Origin of the sequence: Stutzerimonas stutzeri (assembly GCF_000935215.1) — a bacterium.
Taxonomy (GTDB): Bacteria; Pseudomonadota; Gammaproteobacteria; order Pseudomonadales; family Pseudomonadaceae; genus Stutzerimonas.
In genome coordinates this window covers 1-23,896 of sequence record NZ_JXXD01000034.1, presented here as the reverse complement: position 1 = coordinate 23,896, position 23,896 = coordinate 1, and the positions used below count along the sequence as shown (strand labels likewise).

The 23,896-nt window shown below is 61.1% G+C and carries 22 protein-coding genes; 17 read left to right on the top strand and 5 right to left on the bottom strand.

Annotated elements, in window-relative coordinates; all coding sequences use genetic code 11:
* Nucleotides 1–65 precede the first annotated feature (65 nt).
* Nucleotides 66–1,760, bottom strand: coding sequence for an L-lactate permease (locus LO50_RS05255; protein WP_044314325.1), 1,695 nt, complete (start codon nucleotides 1,758–1,760; stop codon nucleotides 66–68).
* Nucleotides 1,761–2,027: 267 nt separating this feature from the next.
* Here LO50_RS05255 and LO50_RS05250 point away from each other — a divergent pair, with 267 nt between their 5' ends.
* Entirely contained in the window at nucleotides 2,028–2,813 is a 786-nt protein-coding gene (locus LO50_RS05250) for a GntR family transcriptional regulator (RefSeq protein WP_044314324.1), read from the top strand.
* A gap of 72 nt (nucleotides 2,814–2,885) precedes the next feature.
* Here LO50_RS05250 and smpB read toward each other — a convergent pair whose 3' ends face one another.
* Entirely contained in the window at nucleotides 2,886–3,368 is a 483-nt protein-coding gene (gene smpB / locus LO50_RS05245; RefSeq protein WP_003299438.1) for an SsrA-binding protein SmpB, read from the bottom strand.
* A 210-nt stretch (nucleotides 3,369–3,578) separates the two neighbouring features.
* Here smpB and LO50_RS05240 point away from each other — a divergent pair, with 210 nt between their 5' ends.
* A complete protein-coding gene (locus LO50_RS05240; protein ID WP_023446175.1) occupies nucleotides 3,579–4,013 on the top strand; it encodes a type II toxin-antitoxin system RatA family toxin in 435 nt (144 codons plus the stop codon).
* Complete coding sequence (locus LO50_RS05235; protein ID WP_023446174.1) at nucleotides 4,006–4,320, top strand: RnfH family protein; 315 nt, start codon at nucleotides 4,006–4,008, stop codon at nucleotides 4,318–4,320. Before LO50_RS05240 ends, LO50_RS05235 begins: the two co-directional genes overlap by 8 nt.
* A gap of 40 nt (nucleotides 4,321–4,360) precedes the next feature.
* Here LO50_RS05235 and LO50_RS05230 read toward each other — a convergent pair whose 3' ends face one another.
* Nucleotides 4,361–4,876 carry an outer membrane protein assembly factor BamE gene (locus LO50_RS05230; protein WP_014819220.1) on the bottom strand — a complete coding sequence of 172 codons (516 nt, stop codon included), beginning with the start codon at nucleotides 4,874–4,876 and terminating at the stop codon, nucleotides 4,361–4,363.
* A 95-nt stretch (nucleotides 4,877–4,971) separates the two neighbouring features.
* Between LO50_RS05230 and fur the strand changes: the two genes are divergently transcribed.
* On the top strand, nucleotides 4,972–5,376 hold the full coding sequence (fur, locus tag LO50_RS05225; RefSeq protein WP_003280866.1) for a ferric iron uptake transcriptional regulator: 405 nt from the start codon (nucleotides 4,972–4,974) through the stop codon (nucleotides 5,374–5,376).
* A 56-nt stretch (nucleotides 5,377–5,432) separates the two neighbouring features.
* On the opposite strand, the gene recN is transcribed toward fur, so the two are convergent.
* Nucleotides 5,433–7,106 carry a DNA repair protein RecN gene (gene recN / locus LO50_RS05220; RefSeq protein ID WP_044314323.1) on the bottom strand — a complete coding sequence of 558 codons (1,674 nt, stop codon included), beginning with the start codon at nucleotides 7,104–7,106 and terminating at the stop codon, nucleotides 5,433–5,435.
* A 201-nt stretch (nucleotides 7,107–7,307) separates the two neighbouring features.
* Between recN and grpE the strand changes: the two genes are divergently transcribed.
* The 8 genes from grpE to LO50_RS05180 all read left to right on the top strand — a co-directional run bounded on the left by grpE (nucleotide 7,308) and on the right by LO50_RS05180 (nucleotide 17,668).
* Nucleotides 7,308–7,877: a nucleotide exchange factor GrpE gene (grpE, locus tag LO50_RS05215; protein ID WP_041016112.1), complete on the top strand. Its 570-nt coding sequence runs from the start codon at nucleotides 7,308–7,310 to the stop codon at nucleotides 7,875–7,877.
* A 99-nt stretch (nucleotides 7,878–7,976) separates the two neighbouring features.
* Nucleotides 7,977–9,890: a molecular chaperone DnaK gene (dnaK, locus tag LO50_RS05210; protein ID WP_044314322.1), complete on the top strand. Its 1,914-nt coding sequence runs from the start codon at nucleotides 7,977–7,979 to the stop codon at nucleotides 9,888–9,890.
* 122 nt (nucleotides 9,891–10,012) lie between these two features.
* Nucleotides 10,013–11,143, top strand: a complete 1,131-nt coding sequence (gene dnaJ, locus LO50_RS05205; RefSeq protein WP_003280872.1) for a molecular chaperone DnaJ — start codon at nucleotides 10,013–10,015, stop codon at nucleotides 11,141–11,143.
* A 77-nt stretch (nucleotides 11,144–11,220) separates the two neighbouring features.
* A complete protein-coding gene (dapB, locus tag LO50_RS05200) occupies nucleotides 11,221–12,027 on the top strand; it encodes a 4-hydroxy-tetrahydrodipicolinate reductase (protein WP_014819225.1) in 807 nt (268 codons plus the stop codon).
* A gap of 216 nt (nucleotides 12,028–12,243) precedes the next feature.
* Nucleotides 12,244–13,392, top strand: coding sequence for a glutamine-hydrolyzing carbamoyl-phosphate synthase small subunit (gene carA / locus LO50_RS05195; RefSeq protein WP_044314321.1), 1,149 nt, complete (start codon nucleotides 12,244–12,246; stop codon nucleotides 13,390–13,392).
* Between the two features lie 172 nt (nucleotides 13,393–13,564).
* The gene (gene carB, locus LO50_RS05190; protein WP_044314320.1) at nucleotides 13,565–16,786 is read left to right on the top strand and encodes a carbamoyl-phosphate synthase large subunit; all 3,222 of its coding nucleotides are present in this window, start codon (nucleotides 13,565–13,567) and stop codon (nucleotides 16,784–16,786) included.
* On the top strand, nucleotides 16,783–17,259 hold the full coding sequence (greA, locus tag LO50_RS05185; RefSeq protein ID WP_041016117.1) for a transcription elongation factor GreA: 477 nt from the start codon (nucleotides 16,783–16,785) through the stop codon (nucleotides 17,257–17,259). Before carB ends, greA begins: the two co-directional genes overlap by 4 nt.
* On the top strand, nucleotides 17,237–17,668 hold the full coding sequence (locus tag LO50_RS05180; protein ID WP_044314319.1) for a hypothetical protein: 432 nt from the start codon (nucleotides 17,237–17,239) through the stop codon (nucleotides 17,666–17,668). The genes greA and LO50_RS05180 overlap by 23 nt, the downstream gene beginning before the upstream one ends.
* A gap of 33 nt (nucleotides 17,669–17,701) precedes the next feature.
* Here the strand turns inward: LO50_RS05180 and yhbY are convergent, their stop codons facing one another.
* A complete protein-coding gene (gene yhbY, locus LO50_RS05175; RefSeq protein WP_044314318.1) occupies nucleotides 17,702–18,013 on the bottom strand; it encodes a ribosome assembly RNA-binding protein YhbY in 312 nt (103 codons plus the stop codon).
* Between the two features lie 491 nt (nucleotides 18,014–18,504).
* On the opposite strand from yhbY, the gene ftsH reads away from it, so the two are divergent.
* The 5 genes from ftsH to secG all read left to right on the top strand — a co-directional run.
* Nucleotides 18,505–20,415 (top strand): ATP-dependent zinc metalloprotease FtsH, encoded by a 1,911-nt coding sequence (gene ftsH, locus LO50_RS05170; protein WP_041016119.1) that lies wholly within the window; start codon nucleotides 18,505–18,507, stop codon nucleotides 20,413–20,415.
* Nucleotides 20,416–20,586: 171 nt separating this feature from the next.
* Nucleotides 20,587–21,438 carry a dihydropteroate synthase gene (folP, locus tag LO50_RS05165; RefSeq protein WP_044314317.1) on the top strand — a complete coding sequence of 284 codons (852 nt, stop codon included), beginning with the start codon at nucleotides 20,587–20,589 and terminating at the stop codon, nucleotides 21,436–21,438.
* A gap of 10 nt (nucleotides 21,439–21,448) precedes the next feature.
* Nucleotides 21,449–22,786, top strand: a complete 1,338-nt coding sequence (gene glmM, locus LO50_RS05160; protein WP_023446163.1) for a phosphoglucosamine mutase — start codon at nucleotides 21,449–21,451, stop codon at nucleotides 22,784–22,786.
* A gap of 65 nt (nucleotides 22,787–22,851) precedes the next feature.
* The gene (gene tpiA, locus LO50_RS05155; protein WP_044314316.1) at nucleotides 22,852–23,607 is read left to right on the top strand and encodes a triose-phosphate isomerase; all 756 of its coding nucleotides are present in this window, start codon (nucleotides 22,852–22,854) and stop codon (nucleotides 23,605–23,607) included.
* A 4-nt stretch (nucleotides 23,608–23,611) separates the two neighbouring features.
* Nucleotides 23,612–23,896, top strand: a 285-nt coding sequence (gene secG / locus LO50_RS24030; RefSeq protein WP_080902071.1) for a preprotein translocase subunit SecG, incomplete at its 3' end; no start/stop codon positions are given.

Below are 23,896 nucleotides of genomic sequence, written 5' to 3'. Positions count from 1 at the left end.
GGCCCTGTCAGGTGCGGTTTCTGGAATGCAACCGTGCCCCCAGATGGGGGCACGGTTCCTTTTTCTTACACTCCGACCAGTGGGTCGGTCACGCCTAGCACGTAGATGGCGATCAGGCCGATCACCCCCGTGAACAGCACGTAGTACAGCGTAGGCCATATGGTCTTGCGCAGCGTGGAGCCTTCGCGACCGAGCAGGCCGACGGTAGCGGATGCCGCCACCACGTTGTGGATCGCAACCATGTTGCCTGCCGCAGCGCCAACAGCCTGGGTGGCAACTACCATCGCGCCGGAAATTCCGAGCGACTGCGCAACGCCAAACTGGAACTGGCTGAACATCATGTTGCTGACGGTGTTGGAGCCAGCGAGGAATGCACCCAGAGCGCCCACCGACGGCGCCAGCAGCGGGTAGATGCTGCCAACGCTATCGGCGACGTAGCGCGCCATGACGATCGGCATGCTGGCCAGTTCGGCACCGTTGACGCCCGAGTTGATCAGGATGCGCACCATCGGCACGGTGAACAGCAGTACGAAGCCAGCGCTGAGCAGCACGCTGCTGGACTCCTTGACGGCGGCCTTGAGTTCCGAGGCGCGCATGCCGTGCAGGAAGAAGGTGATTAGCACCACTGCGACCAGAATCCCGCCTGGCAGATACAGCGGCTCGATCCCGGCGCTGACGCCAGCTTCGCCAAGGATGTTGGCAAAGGCGATGGATACCGATTTCAGCGCGGCAGATACCTGCGGGAACACACGACTGATCACCAGCAGTGCACCCACCAGCACATAGGGCAGCCAGGCGCGGAAGGCGCTCATCGGGCGGGCGGACATCTCGTCCAGCTTCATTTCGATGGTGCCCAGCCATTCAGCTGGCCATTCCTTGGCGTCGGCGAAGTCCCAGGCGGTCTTCGGCGTCAGGAACTTGAAGCGAGCGGCAGTGGTAACGATCGCCAGGCCCACCAGGCCGCCGAGCAGCGACGGGAATTCCGGGCCGAGGAAGATGCCGGTGGCAGCGTAGGGCAGGGTGAACGCCAGGCCGGCGAAGATCGCGAACGGCAACACTTCGAAGCCGGCTTTCCAGCTTTTCTCCTTGCCGAAGAAGCGCGTCAGCATCAGCACCATGACCAGCGGCATTACTGTGCCGACGATGGCGTGGGTGATCGCCACACTGCTGGTGATCTGCTGCAGGTAGGCGTTCCAGCTGGACCCCTGCGCAACCAGTTGCGCGCCGATGGTGGCGGTATCCAGGCCGCTGTTGATGCCCACGACGATCGGCGTACCGACCGCGCCAAAAGACACCGGCGTGCTTTGCACCAGCATGCCGAGCAGGACTGCAGCCATTGCCGGGAAGCCGACCGCAACCAGCAGCGGTGCGGCGATGGCGGCCGGAGTGCCAAAGCCGGAAGCGCCTTCGATGAAGCAACCGAACAGCCAGGCGATGATGATGGCCTGGATGCGGCGGTCAGGGCTGATGGTGGTGAAACCGGCACGAATGGCGGTGATGCCGCCGGAATGCTTGAGGGTGTTCAGCAGCAGGATTGCGCCGAAGATGATCCACAGCAGGCCCAGGGTGATCACCAGACCTTGCAGCGTCGAGGCGATGATACGGTTGACGCTCATGTCCCAGACGAACAGCCCGATGGCTGCGGTGAACAGGAAGACCAATGGCATGGCGCGGCTGGCGGGCCAGCGCAGGCCGATCAGCATGATTGCTGCGAGCAGAATGGGTGTGAAGGCGAAAAGTGCGAGCAGTCCGTTGGACATGTCAGGCTTCCCCTGCGGTTCGGTTCAGACGGGGCCCTGAGCGGACCGTGGAGTAGTTTTTGTGCGCAGATCTCATGCTGAGTCCTCTTATTTTTAGACCACTCTGTAAAGTGGTAATACCAATTAACAGAAGTGAATGGCCAGCGTAAGAGTTGCGTATAGGGGCGTCAATTAGCTAGCTATAGACTTTGGTCGCAACAGCTGGCCTTGTGCAGATGCGCGGTCATGGCTAGCATTTTCGGATTGGTATGACCATTCGGGGTGGCTATGGACGTGGGGATGGTGCGGCAGCGGCGGCTAGCGGACGATATCGTCGCGCAGCTGGAAACCATGATTCTCGAGGGTACGCTCAAGGCGGGTGAGCGCCTGCCTGCGGAGCGCGCCCTGGCTGAAAGCTTTGGCGTCTCGCGGCCTTCGCTTCGCGAAGCGATTCAGAAGCTCGCGGCCAAGGGGCTGCTGGTCAGCCGGCATGGCGGAGGTACGTTCGTCGCCGAGTCGCTGGGCTCGACGTTCAGTGATCCGTTGCTGCATCTGCTGGAAAACAACAGCGATGCGCAGAGCGACTTATTGGAGTTTCGCCACACGCTCGAGGGCAGCTGCGCCTACTACGCAGCGCTGCGTGCGACCGAGGTGGATCGGAAGCAGCTCACCGAAGCCTTTGCCGCATTGCAGGACTGCTACGCCCGGGAAGGCAAGGTCTCTCGGGCAGAAGAGGGCGCAGCCGATGCCCAGTTCCATCTCGCCATTGCCGAAGCCAGCCACAACGCGGTGCTGCTGCATACCATTCGTGGCCTGTTCGACCTGCTCAAGCGCAACGTGGTGACCAATATCGGCGGCATGTACGCCCTGCGTGACGAAACGCGGGACATGCTGATGAGCCAGCATCGCGAGTTGTACGAGGCGATCATGGCCAGGCGAGCGACCGAGGCGCGGGAGGTTATTCATCGGCATATCAATTACGTGCAGGAAGTGCTGGCTGAAGGTCAGCAGGAGGCTCAGCGTCTGGCGCGCGCGCAGCGCAGGCAGGGAGAGCGGATGCAGAAGGAAGGGTGAGAGCGGAGCCGGCACTGCCTGCCGGCTCGGGTATTGCCGCGTGGGCTTATCGGGCCATGCGACGGGCGCGGCTCAGTCGTCCTTGCCCTTGGTGCGCATCGCGCGCTGGATCTCCCGGTCGGAATCGCGTTCCTTCTCGGTGTGGCGCTTGTCGTACTCCTTCTTGCCTTTGCCGAGGGCAATCTCGCACTTGATCATGTGCTTCTTCCAGTACAGCGACAGCGCTACGCAGGCGTAGCCCTTCTGCTGTACGGCGCCGAACAGCTTGCCCAGCTCGCGCTTGTTCAGCAGCAGCTTGCGGGTGCGGGTCGGGTCGGCAATGACGTGTGTGCTGGCGCTGGTCAGCGGCGTGATGTGCGCACCCATCAGCCAGGCTTCGCCATCCTTGAGCAGGACGTAGCTGTCGACCAGCTGAGCCTTGCCGGCGCGCATGCTCTTCACTTCCCAGCCGGCCAGGACGAGGCCCGCCTCGAATTTCTGTTCGATGAAGTAGTCGTGTAGCGCTTTCTTGTTCAGCGCGATGGTCCCGGGGGACTGTTTCTTCTGTTTGGCCATAGGGGCCGCATTATAGGGAGTCCCGCTGCGGCTGGCGACAGCCTGCAAGAGCGCTGGCGGCAGAAACTTGAGGGGCAGCCGTTAATCCCCGACAATGTGCCCCGCTTTGCGCTGAGCCGCTTCCCGGGTGTCGCCCGGAAGCCGCGGTTGCGGGCTGGCTGCGCCAACTTTTGGATGGCGCGCAATGAAACGACGACGTAGAAGGTCCGCATGACGACGCACATTCAACGTTCCGCGCTGCTGCCGTACCCGGCCCAGGCGCTGTTCGACATGGTCAACGACGTAGCCAGCTACCCGCAGTTCCTGCCCTGGTGTTCAGCGACTGAGGTGCTTTCCAGTAGTGAAACCGAGATGCACGCCAGCATGACGGTGGCGAAGGCTGGTTTGAGCCAGCGTTTCATGACGCGCAACGCCCTGGACCTCGGCAAGCGCATCGAGATGACGCTGGAGGAGGGGCCGTTCAGCCATCTGCACGGCATATGGGAATTCAAGGCGCTGGGCGAGAAGGCCTGCAAGATCAGTCTGGATCTGACCTTCGATTACGCCGGGCCGTTGGTCAAGGCGACCCTTGGACCGTTGTTCAATCAGGCCGCCAATACCTTGGTCGATGCCTTCTGCGAACGGGCGAAGCAGCTATATGGATAAGCAGTCGATCGCAGTCGAAGTGGTCTATGCGCTGGCCGACAAGCAGAAGCTGCTGCAGATGACCGTGCCCGCGGGCACCACCGTGCGCGAGGCGGCCTTGCGTTCGGGAATCGATGCGCACTTCCCGGGGCTCGATCTGGCCGCAGCTCCGTTGGGTATCTTCGGCAAGGCCGTGCCCAAGCCCGATGAGCGAGTGCTCGAGGAGGGTGAGCGCGTGGAGATCTACCGGCCGCTGATTGCCGACCCGAAAGAGGTGCGCAAACAGCGCGCCGCACGGGCAGCAAAGAACAAGGCCGAAGACGCTTGAATATGCTGAAACAAAAACGCCCGGCTAGCCGGGCGTTTCTTTATTCGGTTTCCAGCGGTTCGGGAATCGGCACCGGAACCGGTTCCGCTTCATCCACTTCACGCTGAATCTGCTCCAGCAGCGAGCCAGGCGCAGGGCGCTCTTCAGGCTGACTTGGCTGGGCGGCAGGAGCCGCGTCAGGCGCCTGGGCGTCGCGGCCAAGGATCTGTTCATCGCGGCTTACGCCGGGCATGAAGTCGCCGGCAAGGCCTGCCAGCTGGTCGTTGGCGTTGAACACCAGGCTGACGCGCTCCTGCTGGCGCGGACTGCCGCCGGGCTGGATGCTGTACAGGTAGTCCCAGCGGTTGGCATGGAAGGTGTCGGTGATCAGCGGGTTGCCCATGATAAACCGCACCTGCTGGCGGGTCATTCCGGGGCGCAACTGGTCTATCATGTCCTGCGTGACGACATTGCCCTGTTGAATGTCGACCTTGTAAACCCCGGGGAATGAACAACCGGCGAGTGCGACCAGACCTGCGAAGGAGAGGCTGGCCAGCATGAGCTTGGTGTTTTGCATCGGTGGGTGACTTCCACTATCTTGGCTGGGCAAAGAACCCGGATCATACCCGTATTGAAGGAGGCTGCGAAACAGCAGCAGCGAGAAAGCCAACCATGGTTGAAAATAGCGAACTACGTAAAGCTGGTCTCAAGGTAACTCTGCCGCGGGTCAAGATCCTGCAGATGCTGGACACTACCGATCGCCGCCACATGAGCGCCGAAGACGTCTACAAGGCGTTGATGGAAGCGGGTGAGGATGTCGGTCTGGCGACGGTCTATCGCGTGCTGACCCAGTTCGAGGCGGCCGGTCTGGTAGTTCGGCACAACTTCGATGGTGGTCATGCCGTCTTCGAGCTGGCCGACGGCGGGCATCACGACCACATGGTCTGCGTCGATAGCGGCGACGTCATCGAGTTTTTCGATCCCGAGATCGAGAAGTTGCAGAAAGAAATCGTCAAGCGTCACGGCTACGAGCTGGTGGATCACAATCTGGTGCTCTACGTGCGCAAGAAAGACTGATCCAGATATATGAAAAAGGCGGCCAAGGCCGCCTTTTTTGTGCCTGGCTGCCGGGCTCAGGCTTGTGCGGAGGTGACCATCTGTCGGGCATGTGCCAGAGACTGCTCGGTCAGGTCGACGCCGCCGAGCATTCGCGCGATTTCCTCGACGCGGCCGTTCTGATCCAGCTCTGCGACGGCAGTGCGGGTTTCATCTGCCCCGCGAGCCTTGTGCACGAACAGGTGGTGATGTCCTTGGGCGGCGACCTGCGGCAGGTGGGTGACGGTTAGCACCTGGCCGCGCTCGCCGAGGCGGCGCAGCAGCTGGCCAACGATCTCCGCGGTGGGGCCGCCGATACCCACGTCGACTTCATCGAACACCAGCGTCGGTACGCGGGATGTCTGCGCGGTGATCACCTGAATCGCCAGGCTGATGCGTGATAGTTCACCCCCGGATGCGACCTTGGCCAGGGCGCGCAGGGGCTGCCCCGGGTTGGCGCTGACCAGGAACTCGACCTGCTCCAGGCCGTAGGGCATCAGTTCGCCTTCGGCTGCAGGCTTGAGTTGCACGCTGAATCTGCCGCCTGGCATACCCAGTCTTTGAATCTCTACCTCGACAGCGCTGGCCAGTTGTTCGGCCGCGGCCTGGCGCATGCGGCTGAGTTCGCCGGCTTTTTCTTCGTAGTGCCGAGCGTAGGCCGCCAGTTCTTCACCGAGGCGCTCGACTGCTTCGTCGTCGGCGTTCAGCCCTTCTAGCTCCTCCAGCAGCTGCTGGTGCAGGTTGGGCAGTTCGGTCGGTTGCACGCGGTGCTTGCGAGCGAGGGTGTAAATGGTATCCAGCCGCTCTTCCAGCATCTGCTGGCGCTCCGGATCGGCGTCGAAGTGATCGACGAAGCGGTTCAGCTCGCCGATCGCCTCTTCGACCTGAATCTGCGCGCTCGCCAGCAGATTGACTGCTTCGCTCAGGGCTTGAGGTTGGTTCTGGAAGGCGCTCAGCCGCTGCAGGCTGCTGGTCAGTGCCGACAGCACGTTGCCGGCATCGCTCTCGCTGCACAGCTCCATGACCTGGCGGCAGGCGCCGAGCAACTGCTCAGCGTTGGCCAGGTTCTTGTGTTCGCGCTCGAGTTGCTCCAGTTCGTTCTCGCCCAGCGCCAGGTTCTCCAGCTCTTCCAGCTGGTAGCTGAGCAATTGGTGGCGTGCGCGCTGTTCGTCGCCACTGTTGCTCAGGCGTTCCAGGGTCTGTCGCGTCTGCCGCCAGCGCTGGGCGGCCAGCTGGACCTGTCGCGCCAGCTCCTGGTTGCCGCTGTACTCATCGAGCAGGCGCCGATGGGTGTCGGTCTTCAGCAGGGATTGATGCTCGTGCTGGCTGTGGATATCGATAAGCAGCTCGCCCAGCGACTTGAGGTCGCCCTGCGGACAAGGGGTGCCGTTGATGTAGCCGCGGGAGCGACCTTCGGCGGTGATGACACGGCGCAGGATGCAGGGCCCGTCATGGTCCATGTCGCGCTCGGCGAGCCAGGTGCGGGCGTCGGGTATATCGTCCAGGTCGAAGCTGGCAAGAATGTCGGCCTTGTCGGCGCCGATGCGCACCACGCTGCTGTCGGCCCGGTCGCCCAACGTCAGGCCGAGGGCGTCGAGCATGATCGACTTGCCTGCGCCGGTTTCTCCGCTGATGACGCTCATGCCGCGTTTCAGCTCGAGGTCGAGGTGCTCGACTATGGCGTAGTTGTGGACCGATAGATGAACCAGCATGGCAAGGGCTCCCGATTTGCGTGGCTGGCTATTTATACAGTGGTTTTCCTGGGCGCTACAAGCGTTGAAGGATGAATGTGCGGTTGCTCGTCATTTCGCTGGGCGCTCTTCGCTTTCCGCCCTTGAAGCCTGTTTTCGCGCCCCCATATAGCGGCACAAGCGCGGGTTTGCTGCCCGCTGATCGTATAGAGAGGAGGACCTATGGCCGACGAGCAGAACCTGGATAACCAGAACCCGGAAGCGCCCGAGCACTCGGAAGCGGACGTAGCCGAGGATCTGGCCGCCCGCGTGCAGTCGCTGGAAGAGCAGCTGGCCGCTGCGCAGGACCAGTCACTGCGCGTTGCGGCTGAGCTGCAGAACATCCGCCGGCGCGCCGAGCAGGATGTCGAGAAGGCGCACAAGTTCGCCCTGGAAAAGTTCGCCGGTGATTTGCTTGCCGTTGCCGACAGTCTCGAGCGTGGCCTTGAGCTGTCCAGTGCTGATGACGAGGCGGTCAAGCCCATGCGCGAGGGCGTCGAGCTGACCCTCAAGCTGCTTCAGGACACGCTGGCGCGTCACCAGCTCGAGCAGCTCGATCCGCATGGCGAGCCGTTCAATCCCGAGCATCATCAGGCCATGGCCATGGAAGAAAGCACCCATGTCGAGCCGGGCAGCGTGCTCAAGGTGTTCCAGAAGGGTTACCTGCTCAACGGTCGCCTGCTGCGTCCGGCGATGGTCGTCGTCAGCAAGGCGCCCGCCGATGTGCCGCCTTCGATTGATGAGAAGGCTTGAAATCCGGTTGCCGACCCCCATCTGGTAGCCAAGCGTTTTTGTGTTACCCGCAGCCGGTAAAACAGGCGCGGACCAATCGAAATTTGGAGAGCGAATTAAATGGGCAAGATCATCGGTATCGACCTGGGAACCACCAACTCCTGCGTCTCGATTCTGGAAAACGGCAAGGCCAAGGTTATTGAAAACGCCGAAGGTGGCCGTACCACTCCGTCGATCATCGCGTATGCGAACGACGGCGAAATTCTGGTTGGCCAGTCGGCCAAGCGTCAGGCAGTGACCAACCCGCACAACACCCTGTATGCGGTGAAGCGTCTGATCGGTCGCCGTTTCGACGAAGACGTCGTGCAGAAAGACATTCAGATGGTCCCTTACAAGATCGTCAAGGCAGACAACAGCGACGCTTGGGTCGAGGTGAATGGCCAGAAGATGGCGCCGCCGCAGATCTCCGCTGAAATCCTGAAGAAGATGAAGAAGACCGCCGAGGACTACCTCGGTGAGCCGGTCACTGAAGCGGTGATCACTGTTCCGGCCTACTTCAACGACAGCCAGCGCCAGGCTACCAAGGATGCCGGTCGCATCGCCGGTCTGGACGTCAAGCGCATCATCAACGAGCCGACCGCAGCCGCACTGGCTTACGGTATGGACAAGGCCAAGGGCGACCACACCGTGATCGTCTATGACCTGGGCGGCGGTACCTTCGACGTGTCGGTGATCGAGATCGCCGAAGTCGATGGCGAGCACCAGTTCGAAGTGCTGGCCACCAACGGCGACACTTTCCTCGGCGGTGAGGACTTCGACATCCGCTTGATCGACTACCTCGTCGACGAGTTCAAGAAAGAAAGCGGTATGAACCTCAAGGGTGACCCGCTGGCCATGCAGCGCCTGAAGGAAGCTGCCGAGAAGGCCAAGATCGAGCTGTCCTCCAGCCAGCAGACCGACGTCAACCTTCCGTACATCACCGCAGACTCGACCGGTCCTAAGCACCTGAACGTGAAGATTTCCCGCGCCAAGCTGGAAGCGCTGGTCGAGGATCTGGTGCAGCGCACCATCGAGCCTTGCCGCATTGCGCTGAAGGATGCCGGCGTCGACGTTTCGAAGATCGACGACGTGATCCTGGTCGGTGGTCAGACCCGTATGCCGCTGGTTCAGCAGAAGGTCGCTGAGTTCTTCGGCAAGGAAGCGCGCAAGGACGTCAACCCGGACGAAGCCGTCGCAATGGGTGCTGCCATCCAGGGCGCCGTGCTGGCCGGTGACGTGAAGGACGTGCTGCTGCTCGACGTATCGCCGCTGACGCTGGGTATCGAAACCCTGGGTGGCGTAATGACTCCGTTGATCGAGAAGAACACCACCATCCCGACCAAGAAGTCGCAGGTGTTCTCCACTGCCGACGACAATCAGAGCGCGGTGACCATTCACGTGCTGCAGGGTGAGCGTAAGCAGGCGACCGGCAACAAGTCGCTGGGTCGCTTCGACCTGGCCGAGATTCCGCCGGCACCGCGTGGCATGCCGCAGATCGAGGTCACCTTTGACATCGACGCCAACGGCATCCTGCACGTGTCTGCCAAGGACAAGGCTACCGGCAAGCAGCAATCCATCGTGATCAAGGCCAACTCGGGTCTGTCCGAGGAGGAGATCGAGCAGATGGTTCGCGACGCCGAGGCCAATGCTGAGGAAGACCGCAAGTTCGAAGAGCTGGCGACTGCGCGCAACCAGGGCGATCAGCTGGTGCATGCGACCCGCAAGATGCTCGTTGAGGCCGGCGACAAGGCCAGCGACGACGACAAAGCGGCAATCGAGAAAGCGCTTGGCGAGCTGGAAGTGGCCATCAAAGGCGACGACAAGGCCGAGATCGAAGCCAAGATCGCTGCGGTTTCCCAGGCTTCCACGCCGGTCGCGCAGAAGATGTACGCCGAGCAGGCTCAGGCTGGCGAAGGTCAGCCGGCAGACGAGCAGGGCAAGCCGGGCGACGACGTGGTCGACGCCGAGTTCGAAGAGGTCAAGGACAACAAGTAAGCCCTGGCTTGCTTCCGTTCCAGCCCGTTCCGGTGTTGTCCGGACGGGCCCGACCGCTGCGCGGGGGCTTGCTCCCGCGTCGGCGTGTCTGGAAGGCATGAAATTGAGGGTTCAGGATAGTTATGGCCAAACGCGATTTTTATGAGGTGCTGGGCGTCGAACGCGGCGTCAGCGAGGCGGAGCTGAAAAAAGCTTACCGGCGCCTGGCGATGAAGCATCACCCGGACCGCAATCCGGGAGACAAGGCGGCTGAGGACGCTTTCAAGGAGGCCAACGAGGCCTACGAAGTACTTTCCGATCCGAGCAAGCGTGCTGCCTACGATCAGTACGGGCACGCCGGCGTCGATCCGCAGATGGGGGCTGGTGCTGCCGGCGCGGGTTACGGCGGCGCGAATTTCTCCGACATCTTCGGTGATGTGTTTAGCGACTTCTTCAGCGGTGGTCGTGGCGGCGGACGTGGCGGTGCCCAGCGTGGCAGCGATCTGCGTTATACGCTCGAGCTCGATCTGGAAGAGGCGGTGCGTGGCACTACGGTGACCATTCGCGTGCCGACGCTGGTCGAGTGCAAGACCTGCGATGGCTCCGGCGCGAAGAAAGGCACCAGCCCAGTCACCTGTACCACCTGTGGCGGCATCGGCCAGGTGCGCATGCAGCAGGGCTTCTTCTCGGTTCAGCAGACCTGTCCGCGCTGTCATGGCAGCGGCAAGATGATTTCCGATCCGTGCGGCAGCTGCCATGGGCAGGGGCGCGTGGAGGAGCAGAAGACACTCTCGGTCAAGGTGCCGCCGGGTGTCGATACCGGTGATCGCATTCGTCTGTCTGGCGAAGGTGAGGCGGGCACTCAGGGTGGCCCGGCCGGCGATCTGTATGTGGTGGTCAATGTGCGCGAGCACGCGATCTTCCAGCGCGATGGCAAGCATTTGTATTGCGAAGTGCCGATCAGCTTTGCCGATGCCGCGTTGGGTGGCGAGCTGGAAGTGCCGACGCTGGATGGCCGCGTCAAGCTGAAGATTCCTGAGGGTACCCAGACCGGCAAGCAGTTCCGCTTGCGTGGCAAGGGGGTTGCGCCGGTGCGCGGTGGTGCGGCAGGCGATCTGCTGTGTCGGGTCGCGGTGGAGACGCCGGTTAACCTGAGCAAGCGTCAGCGTGAGATGCTCGAGGAGTTTCGCGGCACGCTGCAGGGTGACACCTCGCATTCCCCCAAGGCCAGTGGCTGGTTCGAAGGTGTGAAGCGCTTTTTCGGTGATGTATGACAAGGGCCTTTGGGTGGAGGATGACAGGCTTCGTGCCTGCGTCCTCCGCGTGAAGCCTGCAGCCTGGAGCTGAATTGATGCGACGTATTGCAGTGACCGGCGCCGCCGGGCGTATGGGCAAGACCTTGATCGAGGCGGTGCAGCAGACCAGTGGTGCCGCCGGCCTGACGGCGGCCATTGATCGTCCGGACAGCACTCTGGTGGGTGCCGATGCCGGCGAGCTGGCAGCCATCGGTCGTCTGGGTGTGCCGCTGACCGGTGAGCTCGTCAGGGCCATCGATGAGTTCGACGTGCTGATCGATTTCACCCATCCTTCGGTGACCCTGAAGAATCTGGAAGTCTGCCGGCGCGCCGGCAAGGCGATGGTGATCGGTACCACCGGGTTTTCGCCTGACGAGAAGGAGCGTCTCGTTGCGGCGGCCAGGGACATCCCGATCGTCTTTGCCGCCAACTTCAGTGTTGGCGTCAATCTGTGCCTCAAGCTGCTGGATACGGCAGCGCGGGTATTAGGTGACGACGTGGATATCGAGATCATCGAAGCGCATCACCGGCACAAGGTGGACGCGCCTTCTGGTACCGCACTGCGCATGGGTGAAGTCGTCGCCGAGGCGCTCGGGCGTGACCTTCAGAAGGTTGCGGTATATGGGCGTGAGGGGCAAACCGGTGCGCGTCAGCGCGACACCATCGGCTTCGCTACCGTCCGTGCCGGCGACGTGGTCGGTGATCACACAGTGTTGTTCGCCGCCGATGGTGAGCGCGTGGAAATCACCCACAAGGCCTCCAGCCGCATGACCTTCGCCAAGGGCGCCGTGCGTGCCGCGCTATGGTTGGACGAGAAGCCGGCAGGTCTTTACGACATGCAGGATGTGCTCGGTCTGAAATGATTCGCTGCGTCGGCTGGCAGCGTCGCGCCCCGTTCGAGTGCGTTTGCCGGCTATTTTGGCTGGACCCGAAAGGCGGTTTTATGTAAGCTTCCCGCTTTAGTGTGTCCACTAAAAGTTGCGCAGAAATGAATCAAACAAAAAGCGGGATGACCTTCACACGTCATCCCGCTTTTTTACAATCTGCGTCTGCTCCAGCCTTGATCTACGGGAGGTCTCTTGACTAAGCCAGCCCTTACGCCAGCCATTCTGGCTCTTGCCGATGGCAGCATCTTTCGCGGCGAATCCATCGGCGCCGATGGGCAAACCATTGGTGAGGTGGTGTTCAACACCGCCATGACCGGCTATCAGGAAATCCTCACCGATCCTTCCTACGCCAAGCAGATCGTAACCCTGACCTATCCTCATGTCGGCAATACTGGTACCACGCCGGAGGATGCCGAGTCCTGGAAAGTCTGGGCTGCGGGTCTGGTTATTCGCGACCTGCCGCTGATTTCCAGCAACTGGCGCGACAAGCAACCCCTGCCTGACTACCTCAAGGCCAATGGCACCGTTGCCATCGCCGGCATCGATACTCGTCGCCTGACCCGTATCCTGCGTGAGAAGGGTGCGCAGAACGGCTGCATCCTGGCTGGTAGCGACGCGACAGAAGAGAAAGCGCTGGAGCTGGCGCGCAGCTTCCCCGGCCTCAAGGGCATGGATCTGGCGAAGGAAGTCAGCGTCAAGGAGCGTTACGAGTGGCGCTCCAGTGTCTGGTGCCTGAAGGATGACGGCCATGCCGAGATTCCCGCCAGCGAGCTGCCCTACCATGTCGTCGCCTTTGATTACGGCGTGAAGTACAACATCCTGCGCATGCTGGTCGCCCGCGGTTGCCGCGTCACCGTGCTTCCGGCACAGACGCCTGCCAGCGAAGCCCTGGCGCTGAACCCGGACGGTATCTTCCTGGCCAACGGTCCGGGTGACCCCGAGCCTTGCGACTACGCGATTAAGGCGATCCAGCAAGTGCTCGAAACCGACATCCCGGTGTTCGGCATCTGCCTTGGTCACCAGTTGCTGGCGCTCGCCTCCGGCGCCACGACCGTGAAGATGCCCAATGGCCACCACGGTGCGAACCACCCGGTTCAGGATCTGAAGACCGGTGTGGTGATGATCACTAGTCAGAACCATGGCTTTGCCGTGGACGAAGCGAGTCTGCCGGCCAATGTGCGTGCGACACACAAGTCGCTGTTCGATGGCACCCTGCAGGGCATCGAACGCACCGACAAGGTTGCCTTCAGCTTCCAGGGTCACCCCGAAGCGAGCCCGGGGCCGCATGACGTCGCGCCGCTGTTCGACCGTTTCATCGAAGCCATGGCCAAACGACAGTAACGAGTCGTCTTGAGAGTGTAGCGAGCGCGGTCTGGGCGAGGCGCCTGGAACGCAACGACGAGACAGTACAGGTAGTACGGCGAGGAAGTGAGTACCGCGCAACGCAGCCCAGGCGGCGCGCAGTAACTCTCAAGATGACTCGCCGACTGACCTAAGGATTCGAGTAACGAAAATGCCAAAACGTACAGATATCAAAAGCATCCTCATCCTCGGCGCCGGCCCCATCGTCATCGGCCAGGCGTGCGAGTTCGATTACTCCGGCGCTCAGGCCTGCAAGGCGCTGAAGGAGGAAGGCTTCCGCGTCATCCTGGTGAATTCCAACCCGGCGACCATCATGACCGACCCGGCCATGGCTGACGCCACCTACATCGAACCGATCAAATGGGCCACCGTGGCCAAGATCATCGAGAAGGAGCGTCCAGATGCACTGCTGCCGACCATGGGTGGCCAGACCGCGCTGAACTGCGCGTTGGACCTGGAAAAGCACGGCATTCTGGAGAAGTTCGGCGTCGAGATGATCGGTGCCAACGCCGACACCATCGACAAGGCCGAAGACCGTTCGCGCTTCGACAAGGCGATGAAGGACATCGGTCTTGCCTGTCCGGTATCCGGCATCGCGCACAACATGGAAGAAGCCTACGGCGTGCTCGACAAGGTCGGCTTCCCCTGCATCATTCGCCCGTCGTTCACCATGGGTGGCACCGGCGGCGGCATCGCCTATAACCGTGAAGAGTTCGAAGAGATCTGCGCCCGCGGTCTGGACCTTTCACCGACCAGTGAGCTGCTGATCGACGAGTCGCTGATCGGTTGGAAGGAATACGAGATGGAGGTGGTCCGCGACAAGAAGGACAACTGCATCATCGTCTGCTCCATCGAGAACTTCGATCCGATGGGCGTGCACACCGGCGACTCGATCACCGTCGCGCCGGCCCAGACCCTGACCGACAAGGAATACCAGATCCTGCGTAACGCCTCGCTGGCGGTGCTGCGCGAGATCGGCGTGGAAACTGGTGGCTCCAACGTGCAGTTCGGCATTTGTCCAGATACCGGCCGCATGGTGGTGATCGAGATGAACCCGCGGGTGTCGCGTTCCTCGGCGCTGGCATCCAAGGCCACAGGCTTCCCGATCGCCAAGATCGCCGCCAAGCTGGCCGTTGGTTACACCCTCGACGAACTGCAGAACGACATCACTGGCGGTCGCACGCCTGCGTCTTTCGAGCCGGCCATCGACTACGTCGTGACCAAGGTGCCGCGCTTTGCCTTCGAGAAATTCCCCAAGGCCGACGCGCGCCTGACTACTCAGATGAAGTCGGTCGGTGAGGTCATGGCGATCGGTCGCACCTTCCAGGAGTCCATGCAGAAAGCGCTGCGTGGCCTGGAAGTCGGCGCAACCGGTTTTGATCCGAAACTGAATCTGGCTGACGCCGAGGCTGAGAGCACCCTCAAACGCGAACTGACGGTGCCGGGCGCCGATCGCATCTGGTATGTCGCCGATGCCTTCCGTGCCGGCAAGAGCGTCGAAGATGTGTTCGCGCTGACCAAGATCGATCCTTGGTTCCTGGTGCAGATCGAGGATCTGGTCAGGGATGAAGAGCACGTCAAGACGCTGGGCCTGTCCAGCATCGACCGCGATCTGATGTACAAGCTCAAGCGCAAGGGTTTTTCCGACGCGCGTCTGGCCAAGCTGTTGGGCGTCACCGAGAAGAACCTGCGCAGCCACCGTCACAAGCTCAAGGTGCTGCCGGTCTACAAGCGCGTCGACACTTGCGCCGCCGAGTTCGCTACCGACACGGCCTACATGTATTCGACCTACGAGGAAGAGTGCGAGGCCAACCCGTCGAGCCGCGACAAGATCATGATCCTGGGTGGCGGCCCCAACCGTATCGGACAGGGCATCGAGTTCGACTACTGCTGTGTGCACGCCGCGCTGGCGATGCGCGAAGACGGCTACGAGACCATCATGGTCAACTGCAATCCGGAAACCGTCTCCACCGACTACGACACGTCCGACCGCCTGTACTTCGAGCCGGTAACCCTGGAAGACGTGCTGGAAATCGTCCGTGTTGAGCAGCCCAAGGGCGTGATTGTGCAATATGGCGGGCAGACCCCGCTGAAGATCTGCCGTGCGTTGGAGGAGGCGGGTGTACCGATCATCGGCACTAGTCCGGATGCAATCGACCGCGCCGAAGACCGTGAACGCTTTCAGCAGATGGTGCAGCGTCTGAATCTGCGTCAGCCGCAGAACGCCACGGCGCGTAGTGAGGAGGAGGCCATCGCTGCGTCCAAGGCGATCGGCTACCCGCTGGTGGTGCGCCCGTCCTACGTGCTGGGCGGCCGGGCGATGGAGATCGTCTACGAGGAAGAGGAACTCAAGCGCTATATGCGTGAAGCGGTCCAGGTGTCCAACGACAGCCCGGTGCTGCTGGATCACTTCCTCAACTGCGCCATCGAAGTGGATATCGACGCGGTCTGCGACGGTACTGACGTCGTCATCGGCGGCATCATGCAGCACATCGAGCAGGCCGGTGTTCACTCCGGTGACTCGGCCTGCTCGCTTCCGGCCTACTCGTTGCCGCAGCATATTCAGGACGAGATTCGTGACCAGGTGCGCAAGATGGCCTTGGAGCTCGACGTGATAGGCCTGATGAACGTACAGATGGCCGTGCAGGGCGAAGATATCTACGTGCTCGAGGTCAATCCGCGTGCTTCGCGTACGGTGCCGTTCGTTTCCAAGTGCATTGGCGAGTCGCTGGCCAAGGTTGCGGCGCGCGTGATGGCTGGCAAGACGCTGAAGGAAATCGGCTTCACTCGCGAAATCATCCCGACCTACTACAGCGTCAAGGAAGCGGTATTCCCGTTCGCCAAGTTCCCCGGCGTCGATACCATCCTCGGTCCGGAGATGAAGTCCACCGGTGAGGTGATGGGCGTAGGCGACAGCTTTGCCGAAGCCTTTGCCAAGGCCCAGCTGGGCGCTAGCGAAATCCTGCCGACCTCGGGTTGCGCGTTCCTCAGCGTGCGCGAAGACGACAAGCCTTACGTCGAGCAGGTCGCTCGTGATCTGGTCGGGCTCGGTTTCGAGGTGGTCGCCACCGCCGGCACCGCGCGGATCATCGAGGCGGCCGGACTGCCGGTGCGCCGTGTGAACAAGGTGACCGAAGGCCGTCCGCACGTGGTCGACATGATCAAGAATGACGAAGTCACATTGGTCATCAACACTACCGAAGGCCGCCAGTCCATCGCCGATTCGTATTCCATTCGGCGCAACGCCCTGCAGCACAAGATCTGCATCACCACCACCATCGCGGGTGGCCAGGCGATCTGTGAGGCGCTCAAGTTCGGTCCCGAGAAGACCGTGCGCCGCTTGCAGGATCTCCATGCAGGAATCAAGGCATGACAAAATTTCCAATGACCATCCAAGGCGCTCGCGCCCTGGAAGACGAACTCAAGCATCTGAAGACCGTTTTGCGTCCGCAGATCACCCAGGCGATCGCCGAGGCGCGCGAACTGGGCGATCTCAAGGAGAACGCCGAGTATCATGCCGCGCGTGAGCAGCAGGGCATGGTTGAGGCGCGTATCCGCGACATCGAGGGTCGACTGCAGAACGCCCAGGTGATCGACATCGCCAATATCCCGCCGACTGGCAAGGTAATCTTCGGTACCACTGTGGATATCGCCAATGTCGAGACCGACGAGCAGGTGACCTATCAGATCGTCGGCGACGATGAAGCTGACATCAAGCAGGGCAAGCTTTCGGTCAGTTCGCCGATTGCCCGCGCATTGATCGGCAAGGAAGAAGGTGATGTCGTAGCCGTCAAAACGCCCAGTGGGTTGATCGAGTACGAGATTGTCGAAGTCCGCCACGTCTGACCGACAGCCGGCGCGGGCTGGCATCATCACCTGGCAGCTGGCCCAGACGTTCTGGGTCGGCGGCTTGTGGCTGCTGCAATTTCTGGTCTTGCCTGCCCTTGGGCGCGTCGGGCTGGCACCTTTATTGGTCGATGAGATCGCTGGCAGCCTGAAGCCGCTGCTGGTCGGCTTTGCCGCATTCTGTAGCGCGCTGCAGGCGCTGGTATTGGTTCAGGTGATGGGGCTGCGCGGCTTGTGGCGTGACGTTCGCGGCCAGCTTTTGCTGACAGTGATGATGCTCGCGGGCAGCCTGTTGTTGATGCGGGCGGGCTGGTTCGAATCGCTCTACTGGGCCAGCTTCAGCTTTCTGGCGATGGCGCTGTGTGGCCTGATGCTGGTCTTGCAGCCCGCTCCGGGACGCGAGCACTGAGCGCGCGGCAGATTGAGTCTGCCGCGCACGATCTCAGGCCTGGAAGCGGTGAATATTCGAAAGCTGCTTGTTTGGCTTCGGATTCTTGCGGTACACCAGGGCCATCTTGCCGATGGTCTGAACCAGCTCGCACTTGCTGAGCTTGCACAGTTCTTCTATCAGCGCGCGGCGGTCTTCACGCTCTGCGAGGCGGAACTGGATCTTGATCAGCTCATGGTCGTTCAGGGCCCGCTCGAGTTCGGCTTGCACGCCTTCGGTGAGTCCGTTGTCGGCTACGATCAGGACCGGTTTCAGATGGTGGCCGATGGATTTGTACTGCTTCTTTTGCTCGTTGGTGAGCGGCATATGTCGACCCTTGCGTCAGAACCTTGGAAACGGCGGCTAGTGTAACCGAGAGGTGCATGACCGCACAGATGAGGCGTCAGCTTGGGGCATGCTGTATCCGTCCGTACCGACGAAAAGTTCTTCTTCGGTGGCTGGGATCGTGCGTCGAATGTCTCTGGATACGCGTCAGATATCAGCTGACGAAAAATCATGCCGGCCTTGTGATTGTCCATACGGCCCCAATATGGGTTGCAGAGTTGCGTCGCGGGGCGCGCTGCTTCAAAAAAATGTAGCGAATAGCGCTCGGTGCAAAATGCCATATCTTGCGGTCTATCGTGCAGGCTTCAGTTGAATGGACGGCTCGGTGTTACAAGGGCTAGGCTGTTTCATAGGGTTACAGACCGGCTGCCAGTTCCAGTACGTTGTGTAGTAAGTTAGGCCGAGCAACCAACCGGCCGTCATGCGGCCCGCAGACAACGGGTTTGCTCCAGAGGGTAGTTAATTTGAACGACATGGCAAAAAACCTGATTCTGTGGCTGATCATCGCCGCCGTCCTGGTCACGGTGATGAACAACTTCTCCAGCCCCAGCGAGCCGCAGACGCTGAGCTATTCCGACTTCCTCGAGCAGGTCAAGGAAGGGCGCGTCGAGCGTGTGACGGTCGATGGTTTCGTGATCATCGGCAAGCGCAGCGAAGGCGATACCTTCAAGACCATTCGCCCGGCGATTCAGGACAATGGTCTGATCGGCGATCTGCTCGACAACAACGTGCTGATCGAGGGCAAGCAGCCTGAGCAGCAAAGTATCTGGACCCAGCTTCTCGTTGCCAGCTTCCCGATTCTGGTGATCATCGCTGTATTCATGTTTTTCATGCGGCAGATGCAGGGCGGTGCGGGTGGCAAGGGTGGGCCGATGAGTTTCGGCAAGAGCAAGGCGCGCCTGCTTTCCGAAGATCAGGTCAAGACGACCTTTGCTGACGTCGCCGGCTGCGATGAGGCGAAGGAAGAAGTCCACGAGCTGGTCGAGTTCCTGCGTGATCCTGGCAAGTTTCAACGTCTCGGCGGTCGCATTCCGCGTGGTGTGCTGATGGTCGGCCCGCCCGGCACTGGTAAGACGCTGCTGGCCAAGGCGATTGCAGGTGAAGCCAAGGTGCCGTTCTTCACCATTTCCGGTTCGGATTTCGTCGAGATGTTCGTCGGTGTCGGTGCCAGTCGTGTCCGCGACATGTTCGAGCAGGCGAAGAAGCACGCGCCGTGCATCATCTTTATCGACGAGATCGATGCAGTTGGTCGTCATCGTGGCGCAGGTCTTGGTGGTGGGCACGATGAGCGCGAGCAGACCCTGAACCAGTTGCTGGTGGAGATGGACGGTTTCGAGATGAACGACGGGATCATCGTCATTGCGGCGACCAACCGTCCCGATGTGCTCGATCCTGCGCTTCTTCGTCCAGGGCGTTTCGACCGTCAGGTGGTGGTCGGCCTGCCGGACATTCGCGGTCGCGAGCAGATTCTGAAGGTGCACATGCGCAAGGTGCCGATCAGTGAGAACGTTGAGCCCGCTGTAATTGCGCGTGGGACGCCGGGTTTCTCCGGTGCGGATCTCGCCAACCTGGTCAACGAGGCTTCGCTGTTTGCTGCGCGTTCCAATAAGCGCATCGTGGAAATGCGTGAGTTCGAGCTGGCCAAGGACAAGATCATGATGGGCGCCGAGCGCAAGTCCATGGTCATGTCCGAAAAGGAGAAGCTCAACACCGCTTACCACGAAGCAGGTCATGCCATCGTTGGGCGCGTGGTCCCCGAGCATGATCCCGTTTACAAGGTCTCCATCATTCCTCGTGGTCGGGCGCTAGGCGTCACCATGTTCCTGCCAGAGGAAGATCGTTACAGCCTGTCGAAGCGCGCGCTGATCAGCCAGATCTGTTCTTTGTTCGGGGGGCGGATAGCGGAAGAGATGACGCTGGGCTTCGAAGGTGTCACCACCGGTGCGTCAAACGACATCATGCGCGCCACTCAGTTGGCGCGGAACATGGTGACCAAGTGGGGCTTGTCGGAGAAGCTTGGGCCGTTGATGTACGCCGAGGAAGAGGGCGAGGTGTTTCTCGGTCGCAGTGCTGGCAGCCAGCATTCCAATGTATCCGGTGAAACCGCGCGGCTGATCGATGAAGAAGTGCGCAGCATCATCGATCACTGCTACGGGACGGCCAAGCAGATCTTGACCGATAATCGCGACAAGCTGGATGTGATGGCCGAAGCCTTGATGAAGTACGAGACCATCGATGCGCCGCAGATCGACGACATCATGGCTGGGCGCACCCCTCGGGAGCCGCGTGATTGGGAAGGCGGCTCAGGCGCGTCCGGTACGCCAGTCGTGCCGGATGATAGTCGCCCGCAAACCCCGATCGGTGGTCCTGCCGGCGAGCATTGAGGGCGTGCGCAAGCCAGTGGCTGCATTGGGCGCGTGAAAATCGGAGTACCCAGAAGGGGCGCATAGGCGCCCCTTCTGGTGTAAATTGTCCAGCCCGCTGCGCCATGGTGGTGCAGCTGGTGTGGTGGGCGCCTGTCCAGGGTGTCCGGCCTGAAAGCTCAAGGCTCGTAAATGACCGAATCTCTTTCTCCCGCTCGGCTGGTATGTGCCAGCCGGGTTCTCGATCTTTCCCGTCCTCATGTGATGGGGATTCTCAATGTCACACCCGATTCTTTCTCTGATGGTGGTCGCTTTGCCGAGCGCGAGGCAGCCCTGCGGCATGCCGAAGCAATGGCCGTGGCTGGGGCTACGCTGATCGATGTTGGTGGCGAGTCTACGCGCCCTGGCGCGCGCGCCGTCTCGCCGACCGAGGAGCTGGAGCGGGTCGCACCGATCGTAGAGATTATCGCACGGGAGCTCGACGTGGTCGTTTCGGTGGATACGTCCACGCCCGCAGTCATCCGCGAGTGTGCGCGGCTGGGCGCTGGGCTGATCAACGATGTGCGCTCGCTGCAGCGCGACGGTGCGCTGGATGCCGCGGCTGATGCTGGCCTGCCGGTCTGCCTCATGCACATGCGCGGCGAGCCAGGTGATATGCAGAGGGATCCCCGCTACGACGACATTGTGGAGGAGGTTTGTTCGTTTCTTGAGCAGCGAATGGGTGCGTGTGCTGCGGCGGGAATCCCGCTCGATCGCATCGTCCTTGATCCCGGCTTCGGCTTCGCCAAGACGCTGAACCATAATCTTGTGCTGTTCAGGCGTATGGAGGTATTGCATCGGCTGGGTCGGCCATTGCTGGTCGGTGTCTCGCGCAAGAGCATGATCGGGGCCGTGCTGGGTCGGCCAGTTGATGAGCGCTTGTACGGCAGTCTGGCTTTGGCGGCGCTCGCCGTAGGCAAGGGCGCGCAAATTGTGCGCGTCCATGACGTTGCCGAGACGGTTGATGTAGTTCGAATGATTGCTGCAGTGCAGGCGGCGCAATAGAGAAGGCACCATGACTAGAAAATACTTCGGTACCGATGGCATTCGTGGGCATGTCGGACAGGCTCCGATCACCCCGGACTTCATGCTCAAGCTGGGTTGGGCAGCTGGCATGGCCTTTCGCAAGCAGGGAAAGTGCCGGATTCTGATCGGAAAGGACACGCGTATTTCGGGCTACATGTTCGAGTCAGCATTGCAGGCGGGCTTGTCGGCGGCTGGCGCGGACGTACTGTTGCTTGGGCCTATGCCGACGCCCGCAGTCGCCTATCTGACGCGTACCTTCCACGCTGAGGCGGGTATTGTGATCAGCGCCTCGCACAATCCGCATCACGATAACGGAATCAAGTTCTTTTCCGGTCGCGGCACCAAGCTTCCTGATGAAGTGGAGCTGATGATCGAGGAGTTGATCGATGCGCCGATGACCGTGGTCGACTCGGCACAGCTTGGCAAGGCATCCCGCATCAATGACGCGGCTGGCCGCTATATCGAGTTCTGCAAGAGCAGCGTGCCAACCAGCACTGATTTCTCCGGGTTGAAGCTGGTGATCGACTGCGCGCATGGCGCGACCTACAAGGTTGCACCCAGCGTGTTCCGTGAGCTGGGCGCAGAGGTGGTGGTTATAGGTGCGCAGCCGGACGGTCTGAACATCAATGCCGATGTCGGCTCCACTCATGTCGGGCAGCTGCAGAAGGCGGTTGTCGATCATGGCGCGGATCTGGGCATAGCCTTCGATGGCGACGGTGACAGAGTGATGATGGTCGACCATACCGGTGCGGTCGTGGATGGCGACGAACTGCTTTACATCATCGCGACTGATTTGCAGGAGCGAGATCGGTTGGCTGGCGGCGTTGTCGGCACGCTGATGAGTAACCTGGGGCTTGAGCTTGCCTTGAAAGCGCGGGAGATACCGTTCACCCGCGCCAAGGTGGGAGATCGCTACGTGATCGCGGAGATGCTTGAGCGTGGCTGGGCATTGGGTGGTGAGAACTCCGGGCATATAGTCTGTGCGCAGCACACCACCACGGGCGATGCGATCATCGCGGCGTTGCAGGTGGTGCTGGCGCTTCGTCGGCGCGGCCAGACGCTCGCGCAGGAGCGACTGGCTTGGCACAAGTGCCCTCAGGTGCTGATCAACGTGCGCTTTTCTGGCGAGCGCGATCCAATTTCGCATCCTAGCGTGCAAGCTGCTTGCGACAGTGTTACCGAGCGCATGGGTGGGCGTGGCCGCGTGCTTTTGCGCAAGTCCGGGACCGAGCCGCTGGTACGTGTCATGGTTGAAGGCGATGACGAAAGTCAGGTGCGTGGCATGGCTGAGGAGCTGGCGAAGATCGTTACCGAAGTTTGTGCGTAATCGCGCTTGCCAGGGGGTTTGCTGTTGAGTAACATCTGCGCCCACTTTGACCGATGAGGTAAAGCATGCGTCGCCCCATGGTAGCTGGTAACTGGAAAATGAACGGTACCCGCGCTAGCGTCGCAGAGCTTGTCGAGTCTCTCCGGATGCAGGTTTTGCCTGCGGATGTCGAGATTGCGGTGTTTCCCTCCGCTGTGCATGTCTCTCAGGTTCTGGATGGTGTTGATGGTGAGCATGTTGCCGTCGGTACCCAGGATTGTGCGACGCAGAATGGCTTCGGGGCGCTGACCGGTGAGGTTTCGGCTGAGCAGTTCGCTGATTTCGGTTGTAAGTGGGTTCTGGTTGGTCACTCCGAACGTCGCCTGTTGTTGGGTGAGACGGACGAAGTGGTCAGTCGTAAGTTTTCGGCAGCGCAGGTGGGTGGTCTTAAGCCTGTGTTGTGCCTGGGTGAGACGCTTGAAGAGCGACGGGCAGGCAAGACGCTCGAAGTGGTTGGGCGTCAGTTGGCGCGAGTGCTGGATGACTGTGGTGTCGCCGCATTCGAGTCGGCGGTTATTGCTTACGAGCCTGTTTGGGCGATTGGTAGTGGCTTGACCGCAACGCCTGAGCAGGCGCAGGAAGTACATGCTGCCATTCGAGAGCAGTTGTCGCGTCATGATGGCCGCATCGCCGAAGGCGTAAGGCTTCTGTACGGTGGCAGCGTCAAGGCGGAGAATGCCGCTGAGCTATTCGCGATGGCGGATATTGACGGGGGGCTGGTTGGTGGGGCCTCTCTGAAAGCGGATGAATTTGGTGCGATCTGTCGCGCCGCGGGGAACTGAACAGATGTTGCAGACTGTCGTGATTGTGGTGCATCTGCTGGTTGCTCTAGGTGTTGTTGCGCTGGTACTGCTGCAGCAGGGCAAGGGTGCAGATGCTGGTGCTTCGTTCGGTTCGGGTGCTTCGGCAACTGTTTTCGGAAGCCAAGGTTCTGCTACCTTTTTGAGTCGGCTTACTGCTATACTTGCGGGCGTTTTTTTCGTGACCAGTCTGGGGTTGGCGTTCTTCGCGAAACAGCAGGCTGATCAGTTGTCCCAGGCGGGGCTGCCGGATCCAGCTGTGCTGGAAGTG

Coding starts and splice junctions, on each gene's coding strand:
- dnaJ (WP_003280872.1), top strand. CDS start 10,013: ATGGCCAAACGCGATTTTTATGAGGTGCTGGGCGTCGAACGCGGCGTC.
- ftsH (WP_041016119.1), top strand. CDS start 18,505: ATGGCAAAAAACCTGATTCTGTGGCTGATCATCGCCGCCGTCCTGGTC.
- glmM (WP_023446163.1), top strand. CDS start 21,449: ATGACTAGAAAATACTTCGGTACCGATGGCATTCGTGGGCATGTCGGA.
- yhbY (WP_044314318.1), bottom strand. CDS start 18,013: ATGCCGCTCACCAACGAGCAAAAGAAGCAGTACAAATCCATCGGCCAC.
- grpE (WP_041016112.1), top strand. CDS start 7,308: ATGGCCGACGAGCAGAACCTGGATAACCAGAACCCGGAAGCGCCCGAG.
- LO50_RS05250 (WP_044314324.1), top strand. CDS start 2,028: ATGGACGTGGGGATGGTGCGGCAGCGGCGGCTAGCGGACGATATCGTC.
- LO50_RS05235 (WP_023446174.1), top strand. CDS start 4,006: ATGGATAAGCAGTCGATCGCAGTCGAAGTGGTCTATGCGCTGGCCGAC.
- tpiA (WP_044314316.1), top strand. CDS start 22,852: ATGCGTCGCCCCATGGTAGCTGGTAACTGGAAAATGAACGGTACCCGC.
- fur (WP_003280866.1), top strand. CDS start 4,972: ATGGTTGAAAATAGCGAACTACGTAAAGCTGGTCTCAAGGTAACTCTG.
- smpB (WP_003299438.1), bottom strand. CDS start 3,368: ATGGCCAAACAGAAGAAACAGTCCCCCGGGACCATCGCGCTGAACAAG.
- greA (WP_041016117.1), top strand. CDS start 16,783: ATGACAAAATTTCCAATGACCATCCAAGGCGCTCGCGCCCTGGAAGAC.
- LO50_RS05230 (WP_014819220.1), bottom strand. CDS start 4,876: ATGCAAAACACCAAGCTCATGCTGGCCAGCCTCTCCTTCGCAGGTCTG.
- dnaK (WP_044314322.1), top strand. CDS start 7,977: ATGGGCAAGATCATCGGTATCGACCTGGGAACCACCAACTCCTGCGTC.
- LO50_RS05255 (WP_044314325.1), bottom strand. CDS start 1,760: ATGTCCAACGGACTGCTCGCACTTTTCGCCTTCACACCCATTCTGCTC.
- recN (WP_044314323.1), bottom strand. CDS start 7,106: ATGCTGGTTCATCTATCGGTCCACAACTACGCCATAGTCGAGCACCTC.
- LO50_RS05240 (WP_023446175.1), top strand. CDS start 3,579: ATGACGACGCACATTCAACGTTCCGCGCTGCTGCCGTACCCGGCCCAG.
- folP (WP_044314317.1), top strand. CDS start 20,587: ATGACCGAATCTCTTTCTCCCGCTCGGCTGGTATGTGCCAGCCGGGTT.
- dapB (WP_014819225.1), top strand. CDS start 11,221: ATGCGACGTATTGCAGTGACCGGCGCCGCCGGGCGTATGGGCAAGACC.
- carB (WP_044314320.1), top strand. CDS start 13,565: ATGCCAAAACGTACAGATATCAAAAGCATCCTCATCCTCGGCGCCGGC.